This window comes from Enterobacter sp. CFEC122, assembly GCF_052983755.1.
On record NZ_JBRIQR010000044.1, the window covers coordinates 1 to 13681 of the forward strand.

A 13681-nucleotide genomic window follows, 5' to 3' on the forward strand; every position below is an offset into this window, starting at 1 on the left:
TCTAAAGTGTTACCCATGTTTCCGGTTCATACCGCAGCGCCACCGGGCTTTGTTTTTACAACCTCACCGGATCAATATGCCAGATCGTCTCGGCATACTCCTTGATGGTCCTGTCTGACGAGAAATAGCCCATATTGGCGATGTTGTACATCGCGGCGCTGGTCCACTTCTCAGGCTGGCGATACAGTTCGTCCACCTTATCCTGACAGTCGACGTAGCTGCGGTAATCCGCCAGCACCTGGTAGTGATCGCCAAAGTTAATCAGCGAATCCACCAGATCGCGGTAGCGGCTCGGTTCATCAGGGCTAAACACGCCGGTTGCAATCTGCGTCAGCACCTGACGCAACTCTTCATCCTCTTCGTAATACTGACGCGGCGAGTAGCCTTTCCTGCGCAGCGCCTCTACCTCTTCCGTCGTATTACCGAAGATAAAGATATTCTCTTCGCCCACGTGCTCCAGCATCTCGACGTTCGCCCCGTCCAGCGTGCCGATGGTCAGCGCGCCGTTAAGGGCAAACTTCATGTTACTGGTGCCGGATGCCTCCGTGCCCGCCGTAGAAATCTGCTCAGAGAGATCCGCCGCCGGGATGATCAGCTGCGCCAGGCTGACGCTGTAGTTCGGAATGAACACCACCTTCAGCTTGTCGCCAATGTCCGGATCCTGGTTAACCACCTTCGCCACGTCGTTGATAAGATGAATAATATGCTTCGCCATGTAGTAGGCCGACGCCGCCTTACCGGCGAAGATCTTCACGCGCGGCACCCATTCGGCCGTCGGGTCGGCCTTAATGCGGTTGTAATGGGTGATCACGTGCAGCACGTTCATCAGCTGACGCTTGTATTCGTGGATGCGTTTGATCTGAACGTCGAACAGCGCTTTCGGGTTTGCCACCACGTTCAGGTGCATCGCCAGCCAGACCGCCAGACGCTTTTTGTTCAGCAGCTTGGCTTCGCGCACGGCTTTGTTCACCGTCGGGAAATCAATATGCTGTTCCAGCTCGCTCAGCTGGCTCAAATCGGTACGCCAGGTGCGGCCGATATTCTCGTCCAGCACCTCAGAGAGCGGCTGGTTGGCCAGCGCCAGCCAGCGGCGCGGGGTGACGCCGTTGGTCACGTTGCAGAACCGCGTCGGGAAGATCTTCGCGAAGTCCGCAAACAGCGACTGCACCATCAGGTTCGAGTGGAGCTCGGACACGCCGTTGACCTTGTGGCTGATGACAACCGCCAGCCAGGCCATGCGCACGCGGCGGCCGTTCGACTCATCAATGATGGACGCGCGGCTCAGCAGGCCGGTATCGTTTGGATACTGCTCCTGCAGCGTCTTGAGGAAGTAGTCGTTAATCTCAAAGATAATCTGCAGATGGCGCGGCAGGATTTTGCCAAGCATGTCCACCGGCCACGTCTCCAGCGCTTCGCTCATCAGCGTGTGGTTGGTGTACGAGAACACCTGGCAGGTCACCTCAAAGGCGTCGTCCCAGCTGAACTTATGCTCGTCGATCAGCAGGCGCATCAGCTCCGGAATAGAGAGCACCGGGTGGGTGTCATTAAGGTGGATTGCGGTTTTCTCCGCCAGGTTGGCGTAGGTTTTGTGCAGCTGATGGTGGCGGCTGAGGATATCCTGAATGGTCGCCGAAACGAGGAAATACTCCTGACGCAGGCGCAGCTCGCGGCCTGAGTAGGTCGAGTCATCCGGGTATAACACGCGGGACACGTTCTCGGAGTGGTTTTTATCCTCCACCGCCGCGAAGTAGTCACCCTGGTTAAATTTACCGAGGTTAATTTCGCTACTGGCCTGGGCACTCCACAGGCGCAGCGTGTTGGTGGCATCGGTGTCGTAGCCGGGGATAATCTGGTCGTAGGCCACGGCCAGGATCTCTTCCGTTTCCACCCAGCGGGATTTTTTTCCTTCCTGCTGAATACGCCCGCCAAAGCGCACCTTGTAGCGCGTGTTGTGGCGCTTGAACTCCCACGGGTTGCCGTACTCCAGCCAGTAGTCCGGGGACTCTTTCTGACGCCCGTCGACGATGTTTTGCTTGAACATGCCGTAATCGTAGCGAATACCGTAGCCGCGGCCCGGCAGCGCGAGCGTCGCCAGCGAGTCGAGGAAGCAGGCGGCAAGACGTCCCAGACCGCCGTTACCGAGGCCCGGGTCGTTCTCTTCGTCGATCAGTTCTTCTAAATCTAACCCCATCTCTTCCAGTGCGGTTTTGACGTCGTCATAAATACCGAGCGACAACAGCGCATTGGACAGCGTGCGGCCAATCAAAAATTCCATCGACAGATAGTAAACCTGACGCGTCTCCTGCGAGAGCTGGGCGCGGTTTGAGCGTAGCCAGCGTTCAACTAAGCGGTCGCGCACCGCAAACAGGGTGGCGTTCAGCCACTCGTGCTTGTTGGCAATAACCGGATCTTTCCCGATGGTGAACATCAGCTTGTAGGCGATGGAGTGCTTTAACGCCTCAACGCTGAGCGTGGGTGAAGAGTAGCTAAATGGAGCGTTCATATCAGTAACTTCGCCTCGTTACATCAAGCGTTGATAGAGATCGCGGTATGACTGCGCCGCAACGTGCCAGCTAAAGTCCATGGACATCGCCTGGCGTTGGACGTAGCGCCACAGCGATGGACGGGACCACAAGACGAAAGCACGCCGAATCGCCCGAAGCAGCGACCAGGCATTACTGTCCTCAAAGACAAACCCGCTGGCGATACCGTCCGCCAGGTTTTCCAGTGAGCTATCCGATACCGTATCCGCCAGCCCGCCCGTGCGGCGCACCAGCGGCAGGGTGCCGTATTTCAGGCCGTAAAGCTGCGTCAGGCCGCAGGGTTCGAAACGGCTCGGCACCAGGATGACGTCCGCGCCGCCCATAATGCGATGCGAAAACGCCTCGTGGTAACCAATCTGTACGCCGACCTGCCCCGGATGTTCCGCGGCGGCGGCAAGGAAACCTTCCTGCAGCACCGGGTCGCCCGCGCCGAGCAGCGCCAGCTGCCCGCCCTGCTCCAGTAAACCGGGCAGCGCCTCCAGCACCAGATCCAGCCCTTTCTGGCTGGTCAGGCGGCTTACGACGGCGAACAGCGGCACTTTGTCGTTAACCTTCAGGCCCATCGCAATCTGCAGCTGGCGTTTGTTTTCCGCTTTGTCTTCCACGGAATCACGACCGTAGCGCGCCGCCAGCAGGAGATCGGTTTCCGGGCTCCAGATCTGTTCATCCACGCCGTTCAGAATGCCCGACAGGCGGCCTTCGCGGTGGCGCTGCTGCAGCAACCCTTCCATGCCGTAGCCAAATGCCGGCTGGGTGATCTCACGCGCGTAGGTTGGGCTCACCGCCGTGATGTGATCGGCGTAGTACAGCCCCGCCTTCAGGAACGAGATCTGCCCGTTAAACTCCAGACCGTGCATGTTAAAGAACGACCATGGCAGATCGATGTCATTCATGTGATGGGCGTAGTACATCCCCTGATAGGCCAGGTTATGCACGGTAAAGACCGATTTCGCCGGGTGGCCGCGCGCGGCGAGATACGCCGGAGCAAGCCCGGCGTGCCAGTCGTGCGCATGCACCACATCCGGACGCCAGAACGGATCCAGCCCCGTCGCCATTTCTGCTCCAACCCAGCCGAGGAGCGCAAAGCGCAGCACGTTGTCGGTATAGGCGAACAGGTTCGTATCGTGATACGGGCTACCCGGGCGATCGTATAAATGCGGCGCGTCGATCAGGTAAATCCCTACGCCATTGTAATGTCCAAACAGCAGGGTAATGCGTCCGGCAAACGTTTCACGGCGGGTCACCACTTTTGCATCAGGTATACCGCGCCGGATATCCGGAAAGGCGGGCAGCAGGACTCGGGTATCCACGCCTCCGGCGATTTGCGCCGCCGGTAATGCGCCAAGCACATCTGCCAGACCGCCCGTTTTTAATAACGGGAACATCTCAGAACATACGTGTAAAACCTGCATCATCGCTCCTGTTTGATTTGCAGCTTCCGCAACATTTCCCGTGTGACTAACACGATCCCCTCTTCCGAACGGTAGAAACGACGCGCGTCTTCTTCCGCATTCTCCCCAATGACCATCCCTTCAGGGATGACGCAGGCACGGTCGATCACGCAACGACGCAGACGACACGAGCGCCCTACCCAGACGTCCGGCAATAAGACTGCCGAATCGATATTACAGAATGAATTTATCCGCACGCGCGGGAACAGCACCGACTGCACCACGACCGAACCGGAGATGATGCACCCGCCGGACACCAGCGAGTTCAGCGTCATACCGTGGCTGCCGGAGCGGTCCTGCACGAATTTGGCTGGCGGCAGCGACTCCATATGGGTACGAATCGGCCAGTTCTGGTCGTACATATCCAGTTCAGGTGTGACCGATGCCAGATCGAGGTTCGCTTTCCAGTACGCTTCCAGCGTGCCCACATCGCGCCAGTAAGGTTCCGCATTCGGGTCGGACTGCACGCAGGACAGCGGGAAAGGATGTGCATACGCCATGCCAGCTTTGGTGATTTTCGGAATGATGTCTTTACCGAAGTCGTGGCTTGAGTTTTCGTCTTTGTCGTCTTCTTCCAGCAGCTCATAAAGATAATCTGCGTCAAAGACATAGATCCCCATGCTGGCGAGCGATTTGGTGTCATCGCCCGGCATGGTTGGCGGGTTCGCCGGTTTTTCAACGAAGTCGATAATTTTGTCGTCGGCATCCACGTGCATGACGCCAAACGCCGTCGCTTCAGCAACGGGCACAGGCAGACACGCCACGGTGCAGCGCGCCCCTTTTTCGACGTGGTCGATGAGCATGTGGGAGTAATCTTGCTTGTAAATGTGGTCCCCGGCGAGGATCACAATGTATTCCGCGTTATAGCGACGAATGATGTCGAGGTTCTGGGTGACCGCATCCGCTGTCCCGCGATACCAGTTCTCGCCGTGAACGCGCTGCTGCGCAGGAAGGAGATCGACAAATTCGTTCATCTCTTCGCTGAAGAATGACCAGCCGCGCTGAATATGCTGCACCAGGGTGTGCGACTGATACTGCGTGATGACGCCAATGCGGCGAATGCCCGAGTTCAGGCAGTTGGAGAGCGCAAAGTCGATAATACGGAACTTACCACCAAAGTGAACGGCCGGCTTGGCGCGCTTGATGGTCAAATCTTTCAGACGGGTACCACGCCCGCCCGCAAGTATCAGGGCAACCGTTTTTAATGGTAGCTGGCGTGCCAACATTAAGGGATCGTTCTTCTCTAATCTAACCATGACTAACTCCTTTTTTATCATCTTTGGAATACGCACACTCCGTGCGCAGGCCCGTGCCAGACAGCCATTACTACCGGATTATCCGCTCCGGCAAAGGGGGGAACGGCTCGCCACTCCCCGTCAGGTAAAACAATCTCTGCGACGTCATCCGTCGCGTTCAGCGTGACCAGCCATTTATCCGACAGCAGGATTTGCAGGCGTGGTACGCCGTGTTGCCACTCTTGCGCGCTTAACGGTTGCGCGTCTTTATTCAGCCAGCGAACGTTGCCGTCACCCTCTTCCCACCAGCTGTTGGCGGTCAGCGCGGGGATCTGCTGGCGAAGATGGATCAGCGCAGCGGTAAAATGAATCAGCCCGCTGTTGGCTTCACCCCAGTCGAGCCAGGTTAAGGTGTTGTCCTGGCAATAGGCGTTGTTGTTACCGTGCTGGCTGTGACCATGCTCGTCGCCTGCCAGCAGCATCGGCGTGCCCTGCGACAGTAAAAGCGTTGTCAGCAGCGCATGAACGCTGGCGCGTCGCCGCTCTATCACATCCAGACTTCCGCCTAACCCTTCTATACCATGATTAAAGCTATGGTTATTGTTAGTGCCATCGCGATTCTCTTCGCCGTTCGCCTCATTGTGTTTCTGATTGAAACAAACGCAGTCCCTGAGCGTAAAACCGTCGTGCGCCGTCAACAGATTAACGGTGGCCGACGGGCGTTTGCCGTCGCGCTTAAAGAGATCGCTCGACGCGGCAAAGCGCCCGGCAAATTCCCCCAGCGACAGGTTCCGCTCCAGCCAGAAGCGGCGTACGGCGTCGCGGTAGTGGTCGTTCCACTCGGCAAACAGCGGCGGGAAATTCCCGACCTGATAACCGCCTTCACCGATGTCCCACGGCTCGGCAATCAGCTTCACCTGCGAGAGCACCGGACAGTTTTTTATCGCCTCAAACAATGGCGCCTGCTGGCTGAACGCCGGCGTGCGTCCCATGACGGGCGCCAGGTCGAAACGAAAACCGTCGACGTGGAACGTCTCCACCCAGTATTTCAGGCATTCATACGCAAAGTGCGTGACCGCCGGATGGCTGAGATTGAGCGTGTTACCGCAGCCGGTCCAGTTCTCATAATCGCCATCGTGCCTGATCCAATAATAGCTACGGTTATCAATTCCGCGCATGGAGAGCGTCGGGCCGTCGAGATCGCTTTCTGCGCTGTGGTTCAGCACCACGTCCAGAATGACCTCAATGCCCGCCGCGTGGAGCGCCTTCACCGCATCGCGGAACTCGTCCCGCGCCTTTTCCGGATGGACGGCATAGCGCGGCTCGAGCGCGAACATCGCCAGCGGGTTATAGCCCCAGTAGTTGCTCAGCCCCAGCCGCTGCAGACGCGGCTCGCTGGCAAAATGGGCGACGGGGAGCAGTTCCAGGGCGGTGATGCCGAGGTGTTTCAGGTAGGCGATCATGGTGGGATGCCCGAGCGCCTTGTAGGTGCCGCGCATCTCTTTGGGGATCGACGGATGCAGGTACGTCAGCCCTTTGACGTGGGCTTCATAAATAACGGTCTTGCCCCACGGCGTCTGCGGCGGGGCATCGTCTTCCCAGTCATAAAGATCGTTCACCACCACGCTTTTTGGCGCGACGGGCGCGCTGTCGCGGTGGTCGGGCTCGCCGTAGCCCACGTGGAAGAGCGGGTCATCTTTAAATTCGCCGTCCACGCGATGCGCGCACGGATCAATCAGCAGCTTCGCCGGGTTGAACCAGTGCCCCTGCGCGGGATCCCACGGACCGTGAACGCGAAAGCCATAGTGCATACCGGGCCGTCCTCCGGCCAGGTAGCCGTGCCAGGTATCCCCCGTGCGCGCGGGTAAATCGTAACGGTGCTCGTTACCTTCCCCGTCAAACACGCACAGTTCAACCCGCTCGGCGTGAGCGGAAAAGAGGGTGAAGTTCACCCCTTTTCCGTCAAAATGCGCCCCGAGCGGTTCGGGTTTACCTGCCGTAAGCTGCGTCATTCGCCCTCCCGCATCAGCCAGATGGTGCCAAGCGGCGGCAGCGTCAGGCTCAGGGAGTTGGGTCGCCCGTGGCTTTCAATGGCGTCGCTCTGTACCAGCCCACCGTTACCGGCGTTGCTGCCGTGGTAGTGCATCGAGTCGGTATTCAGAATTTCGCGCCATTTGCCCGGCTGGTTAATGCCGAAGCGGTAGTGTTCGCGCGGCACCGGGGTGAAGTTGCTGGCGACGATGATCTCGTTACCCGCCTTGTCACGACGCACAAAGACAAACACCGAGCGCTCGTGGTCGTCCACCACCAGCCATTCAAAGCCGTACGGATCGAAGTCGAGCTCGTGCAGCGCTTTGTGGTGGCGATAGGTCAGGTTCAGATCGCGTACCAGACGCTGCACGCCGTGGTGCCAGTTGTCGCCGCCTTCCAGCAGATGCCAGTCGAGGCTGGCGTCGTGGTTCCACTCGCGCCCCTGGGCGAACTCATTGCCCATGAACAGCAGTTTCTTGCCCGGGAAGGCAAACATCCAGCCGTAATAGGCGCGCAGGTTGGCAAACTTCTGCCACGCGTCGCCCGGCATGCGGTCGAGAATCGATTTTTTACCGTGTACCACCTCATCGTGCGACAGCGGCAGCATGAAGTTTTCGGTGTAGTTGTAGAGCATACCGAACGTCAGCTTATCGTGATGATACTTACGGTAAACCGGATCCAGCTTCATGTAGTCGAGCGTGTCGTGCATCCAGCCCAGGTTCCACTTATACCAGAACCCCAGGCCGCCTGATGACGGCGGACGGGAGACGCCCGCAAAGTCGGTGGACTCTTCCGCCATGGTCACGGCACCGTCCACCTGCTCGCCGATAATGCGGTTGGTATTACGCAGGAATTCAATGGCTTCCAGGTTTTCGCGGCCGCCAAACTCGTTCGGGATCCACTCCCCCTCTTTGCGGCTGTAGTCGCGGTAGATCATTGACGCCACCGCATCCACGCGCAGGGCGTCAATGCCAAACCGCTCGATCCAGTACAGGGCATTCCCGACCAGGTAGTTCGACACTTCACGGCGACCGTAGTTGTAAATCAGCGTGTTCCAGTCCTGGTGATAGCCCTCGCGCGGATCGCTATGCTCGTACAGCTTCGTGCCGTCAAACTCTGCCAGCGCAAAATCATCCGCCGGGAAATGGCCCGGCACCCAGTCGAGGATCACGTTCAGCCCGGCGGCGTGCGCGGCATCAATGAAATAGCGGAAGTCGTCGCGGGTGCCGAAGCGGCGGGTCGGCGCATACAGCCCGGTAGGCTGATAGCCCCAGCTGCCGTCGAACGGATGCTCGTTGACCGGCAGCAGCTCAAGGTGGGTAAAGCCCATCCATTTGGCGTATGGCACCAGCTGGTCGGCAAGCTCCCGGTAACTCAGCCAGAAGTTGTTATCGGTATGGCGGCGCCAGGAGCCGAGATGGACTTCATAAACGGATATTGGCGCATCAAAACGGTTGGCCTGTTTACGCTCCTCCGTCTGGACGACCTTCTCCGGCAGGCCGCAGATCAGCGACGCGGTATCCGGGCGCATCTGCGCTTCGAAGGCATACGGGTCGGCTTTAATGCGCAGCTTGCCGTGGGCGTCGATCATCTCGAACTTATAAAGCTGCCCGTGGTGCGCCCCGGGGATAAACAGCTCCCAGATGCCGGTTTCCCGACGCAGGCGCATCGGGTGACGGCGGCCGTCCCAGTAGTTGAACTGGCCGACAACGGAGACGCGCTGGGCATTGGGCGCCCACACGGAGAACCGCGTGCCGGTGATGCCGTCCATGGTATCGGCATGAGCGCCCAGCGTTTCATAAGGACGCAGATGGGTCCCCTCGGAGAGCAGCCAGGCATCCATCTCTTTAAGCAGAGGGCCAAAGCTGTAGGGATCGTCAATCAGGTTCTGCTGGCCGTGCCAGAGAACGGCGAGCTGATAGCGAAAAGGGTTTTTACGACGGGGCATCACGCCCGAGAAGAAGCCACGGGAATCGAGGCATTCAAGATTACCGACTTTGCGGCCGGTTTTGGGTTCAATCACCCAGACTTCTGTGGCATCCGGCAACAGGGCACGAACTTCCAGACCTGCCTCAGTACGGTGCATCCCAAGCACAGAAAAGGGGTCAGCGAAATGACCCGCAATAAGCGCATTAATCACGTCTCTATCCACACGATCGGACATGGTATTCATCCTGTTTTTATGTCGTCCTTTTTAAGCGCTCCGGGACGACTTTTAATGTGACCTGAACGGGACAGCACAAAAATGTGCATCCATTCTGCTCCGTTCGAACCTCAGGTAAGAAATGACTCTTCCTTAAAGCATAGCCAACGCTCTAAATGACTCCTGATAAAAAATAAGACATACGCGTGTTACTCCATGTAGTACGCAAAAAAAAGGGGTGAAAATCACCCCCGGTATTTAACAAATTATTACGCCAGCTGGCGCAGCATGCGGCGCAGCGGCTCAGCGGCGCCCCACAGGAGCTGGTCACCGACGGTGAACGCGGAGAGATACTCCGGCCCCATGTTCAGCTTACGCAGACGGCCAACCGGCGTGGTCAGCGTGCCGGTCACCGCAGCCGGGGTCAGCTCGCGCATGGTGATATCGCGATCGTTTGGCACCACTTTCGCCCACGGGTTGTGCGCGGCCAGCAGCTCTTCCACGGTCGGAATAGACACATCTTTTTTCAGTTTAATGGTGAAAGCCTGGCTGTGGCAGCGCAGCGCGCCGATACGCACGCACAGACCGTCAACCGGAATGGTGTTCGCGGTATTGAGGATTTTGTTGGTCTCGGCCTGGCCTTTCCACTCTTCGCGGGTCTGGCCGTTATCCAGCTGCTTGTCGATCCACGGGATCAGGCCGCCGGCCAGCGGTACGCCAAAGTTATCCACCGGCAGCTCGCCGCTGCGGGTCAGCTCGGTCACTTTACGCTCGATATCGAGAATAGCCGACGCCGGGTTTGCCAGCTCGGTCGCGACGCTCTGGTGCAGCTGGCCCATCTGGGTCAGCAGTTCGCGCATATGACGCGCGCCGCCGCCGGACGCCGCCTGGTAGGTCGCCACGGAGACCCACTCCACCAGATCCTGCGCGAACAGGCCGCCGAGGGACATCAGCATCAGGCTGACGGTGCAGTTACCGCCAACAAAGGTTTTTACGCCGTTGTTCAGGCCATCGGCGATCACGCTCTGGTTAACCGGGTCGAGAATGATGATGGCATCGTCTTTCATGCGCAGCGAAGAGGCCGCGTCAATCCAGTAGCCCTGCCAGCCGCTTTCACGCAGCTTTGGATAGATTTCGTTGGTATAATCGCCGCCCTGGCAGGTCACAATAATGTCGAGTGCCTTCAGCGCTTCCAGATCGTAAGCATCCTGCAACGTGCCTGTGGTACCACCAAAGGACGGAGCAGCCTGGCCGAGCTGGGAAGTGGAGAAGAAGACCGGGCGGATAGCGTCGAAATCGCGCTCTTCAACCATGCGTTGCATGAGTACAGAGCCGACCATACCGCGCCAGCCGATAAAACCAACGTTTTTCATAGCATTTTTTTCCTGCTGAGGGTGTGTGCTGATTGTGCAAGCCAGTATTGAACTGGGATATGCTTCACATTACAAAATGCTGCCAAAGTCGCAAGCGAAATTAATCGATGATTGCCCGGCAATCAGAAATACAGCTAATCATCATAATAACCATAGAGAGTTTCAGGGATAATTTACATGAGTGAAATCATTTCCGCCGCGGTTTTATTGATCCTGATAATGGATCCGCTGGGCAACCTGCCGATCTTCATGTCGGTGCTGAAGCACACCGAGCCGAAGCGCCGCCGGGCGATCATGATCCGCGAGCTGCTTATCGCCCTGCTGGTGATGTTTATCTTCCTGTTTGCGGGTGAAAAAATCCTCGCGTTCCTGAACCTGCGCGCCGAAACCGTGTCGATTTCCGGCGGGATTATTCTGTTCCTGATTGCGATTAAGATGATTTTCCCGAGCGCGGAAGGCAGCAGCAGCGGCCTGCCTGCGGGTGAAGAGCCGTTTATTGTGCCGCTGGCGATCCCGCTCGTCGCGGGGCCAACCATTCTGGCGACGCTGATGCTGCTGTCGCATCAGTATCCGAACCAGATGAGCCATCTGGTCATTGCCCTGCTGATTGCCTGGGGCGGGACGTTTATCATCCTGCTGCAGTCGTCCCTGTTCCTGCGCCTGCTGGGCGAAAAAGGGGTAAACGCGCTGGAGCGCCTGATGGGGCTCATTCTGGTGATGATGGCAACGCAGATGTTCCTGGATGGGATCAGGGCGTGGATGAAGGGATGACGTTCTCCCTCTCCCTGTGGGAGAGGCCGTATTCTTGCCGGGTGGCGGCTTCGCCTTACCCGGCCTACAACGGCTCTAGTCCCGTAGGTCGGGTAAGCGTTAGCGCCACCCGACTTTTTTCACAGTGGCAAGATGCCTTCATTTGTACGCAACCAGCGCGGTGCTTTCAACATACCGCTATACAGCCCAACTAAGCCTTGCAACAAATCTCCAGCCACTCTTTCATCACTCTCTGAAAGTGAACGAGCCAACAGCAACTGCGTTAATAGCGGGCAATAGCTTCCCAACTGATCAACTTCCGGTTCGAAGGCAGGGACGTCCAGAGGCAGGTCATCTACCGTTAAACTCGCTTTTAAATATTCAGGAACAGGTTCAAGCATGGGTGCGGCCTGATACCCTCAACCTCCCCCCAAATAAGTGAGGGCTACCCCTTACGAATCAAATACCGGTACGGCAGCATTTCCGTCTGCTGCGCCACCAGCTCATGCTCCATAAAGGTACAAAAACCGGGAATGTCGCGCGTGGTGGCAGGGTCGTCGGCAACGATCAGCAGCGTTTCACCGGTCTGCATGTTGCGCACGGTTTTACGTACCATCATTACCGGTTCCGGGCAGCGAAGGCCCTGGGCATCAAGAGTGTGGTCTGGGCTGGAAAACAGGTCGGTCATGATCTTCTCGGTCAGGTAAAAACGGCTGTAGTTTACGCCCCGTTGCGGTCAATGCAAACCAGGTTAACGATTGCGTAAAAACTAACCATTGCAATGTCCTGCCAAAGCAGTATCATGCTGCGGTTTTTATTGGGTTCCCTCACCCCAACGTATAAAAAGGTCACAATATGACGCAGTTTTCTGAATCACAGCGCGTAAAAGCGTTGTTCTGGCTTTCGCTTTTCCATTTGCTGGTGATCACCTCCAGCAACTATCTGGTGCAGCTCCCTATCTCCATCTTTGGTTTTCATACCACCTGGGGCGCGTTCAGCTTTCCGTTTATTTTCCTCGCCACCGATCTGACCGTGCGTATTTTTGGCGCACCGCTGGCTCGCCGCATTATTTTTGCGGTCATGCTCCCGGCGCTGTTCATCTCGTACGGGGTGTCGTCCCTGTTTTATATGGGAAGCTGGCAGGGTTTTGAGGCGTTAACCCACTTCAACCTGTTTGTCGCCCGTATCGCCGCAGCAAGCTTTATGGCCTACGCGCTGGGGCAGATACTGGACGTACACGTGTTTAACCGCCTGCGTCAGAATCATCGCTGGTGGATGGCACCCACCGCCTCCACGCTGTTCGGTAACGTGAGCGATACGCTGGCCTTCTTCTTCATCGCCTTCTGGCGTAGCCCGGATGCGTTCATGGCCGAACACTGGATGGAAATCGCGCTGGTGGACTACTGCTTCAAGGTGCTCATCAGCATTGTGTTCTTCCTGCCCATGTACGGCGTGCTGCTGAATATGCTGCTGAAAAGGCTGGCAGATAAATCTGAAATCACGGCATTGCAGGCTGGTTAAGGGTTCGCTTTATCAGTTGTGATAAGATGAGCGAATGAGCCGTTATGGCCGTTTATCGAAAGGAAGAAGTCAATGCGCAATCTGGTTAAATATGTCGGGATTGGCCTGCTGGTTGTGGGTCTTGCAGCCTGTGATAACAGCGACACGAAAACGCCTGCTCAGGGCGCATCCGCAGAAAGCAATGCGACCGGCCAGCCGGTGAATCTGATGGATGGCAAACTCAGCTTCTCTCTGCCAGCCGATATGACTGACCAGAGCGGCAAGCTGGGCACTCAGGCGAACAACATGCACGTTTACTCCGACGCAACCGGGCAGAAAGCGGTCATTGTGATTGTGGGCGACGACACCAGCGAAGATCTGGCGGTCCTGTCCAAACGTCTGGAAGATCAGCAGCGCGGCCGCGACCCGCAGCTGCAGGTCGTGACCAACAAATCCATCGAGCTGAAAGGCCATAAGCTGCAGCAGCTGGACAGCATCATCTCTGCGAAAGGCCAGACCGCATACTCCTCTGTCGTGCTGGGCAAGGTCGATAACAAACTGCTGACCCTGCAGATCACCCTGCCAGCGGAAGATCAGCAGAAAGCGCAGACGGCTGCTGAAAACATCATTAACACCATCGTAATCCAGTAACGTT

General features: G+C 57.5%; 11 protein-coding genes. 3 read left to right on the forward strand and 8 right to left on the reverse strand.

Going from position 1 to position 13681, the window contains the following annotated elements:
* Nucleotides 1–55: 55 nt before the first annotated feature.
* From glgP to asd, 6 genes are all read right to left on the reverse strand, one after another.
* Nucleotides 56–2503 (reverse strand): glycogen phosphorylase, encoded by a 2448-nt coding sequence (gene glgP, locus ACVCAM_RS22265; RefSeq protein ID WP_008503064.1) that lies wholly within the window; start codon nucleotides 2501–2503, stop codon nucleotides 56–58.
* Nucleotides 2504–2521: 18 nt separating this feature from the next.
* A complete protein-coding gene (gene glgA, locus ACVCAM_RS22270) occupies nucleotides 2522–3955 on the reverse strand; it encodes a glycogen synthase GlgA (protein WP_008503065.1) in 1434 nt (477 codons plus the stop codon).
* On the reverse strand, nucleotides 3955–5250 hold the full coding sequence (glgC, locus tag ACVCAM_RS22275; protein WP_008503066.1) for a glucose-1-phosphate adenylyltransferase: 1296 nt from the start codon (nucleotides 5248–5250) through the stop codon (nucleotides 3955–3957). Before glgC ends, glgA begins: the two co-directional genes overlap by 1 nt.
* A gap of 17 nt (nucleotides 5251–5267) precedes the next feature.
* Nucleotides 5268–7241: a glycogen debranching protein GlgX gene (gene glgX, locus ACVCAM_RS22280; RefSeq protein WP_023326238.1), complete on the reverse strand. Its 1974-nt coding sequence runs from the start codon at nucleotides 7239–7241 to the stop codon at nucleotides 5268–5270.
* Nucleotides 7238–9424 carry a 1,4-alpha-glucan branching enzyme gene (gene glgB / locus ACVCAM_RS22285; protein WP_023345042.1) on the reverse strand — a complete coding sequence of 729 codons (2187 nt, stop codon included), beginning with the start codon at nucleotides 9422–9424 and terminating at the stop codon, nucleotides 7238–7240. The genes glgX and glgB overlap by 4 nt, the downstream gene beginning before the upstream one ends.
* Nucleotides 9425–9672: 248 nt before the next feature.
* The gene (asd, locus tag ACVCAM_RS22290; RefSeq protein WP_065102862.1) at nucleotides 9673–10776 is read right to left on the reverse strand and encodes an aspartate-semialdehyde dehydrogenase; all 1104 of its coding nucleotides are present in this window, start codon (nucleotides 10774–10776) and stop codon (nucleotides 9673–9675) included.
* Nucleotides 10777–10953: 177 nt separating this feature from the next.
* Between asd and yhgN the strand changes: the two genes are divergently transcribed.
* Entirely contained in the window at nucleotides 10954–11547 is a 594-nt protein-coding gene (gene yhgN / locus ACVCAM_RS22295; RefSeq protein WP_003861574.1) for an NAAT family transporter YhgN, read from the forward strand.
* 119 nt (nucleotides 11548–11666) lie between these two features.
* Here yhgN and ACVCAM_RS22300 read toward each other — a convergent pair whose 3' ends face one another.
* Nucleotides 11667–11927: a hypothetical protein gene (locus ACVCAM_RS22300; RefSeq protein WP_032676980.1), complete on the reverse strand. Its 261-nt coding sequence runs from the start codon at nucleotides 11925–11927 to the stop codon at nucleotides 11667–11669.
* Between the two features lie 44 nt (nucleotides 11928–11971).
* Nucleotides 11972–12214: a sulfurtransferase TusA gene (gene tusA / locus ACVCAM_RS22305; protein ID WP_407223729.1), complete on the reverse strand. Its 243-nt coding sequence runs from the start codon at nucleotides 12212–12214 to the stop codon at nucleotides 11972–11974.
* A gap of 167 nt (nucleotides 12215–12381) precedes the next feature.
* Between tusA and ACVCAM_RS22310 the strand changes: the two genes are divergently transcribed.
* Together ACVCAM_RS22310 and ACVCAM_RS22315 are read left to right on the forward strand one after the other, a co-directional pair.
* Nucleotides 12382–13047 carry a 7-cyano-7-deazaguanine/7-aminomethyl-7-deazaguanine transporter gene (locus ACVCAM_RS22310; RefSeq protein ID WP_008503072.1) on the forward strand — a complete coding sequence of 222 codons (666 nt, stop codon included), beginning with the start codon at nucleotides 12382–12384 and terminating at the stop codon, nucleotides 13045–13047.
* Nucleotides 13048–13119: 72 nt separating this feature from the next.
* Nucleotides 13120–13677, forward strand: coding sequence for a DcrB family lipoprotein (locus tag ACVCAM_RS22315; protein ID WP_008503073.1), 558 nt, complete (start codon nucleotides 13120–13122; stop codon nucleotides 13675–13677).
* The last annotated feature ends 4 nt before the right edge of the window (nucleotides 13678–13681 follow it).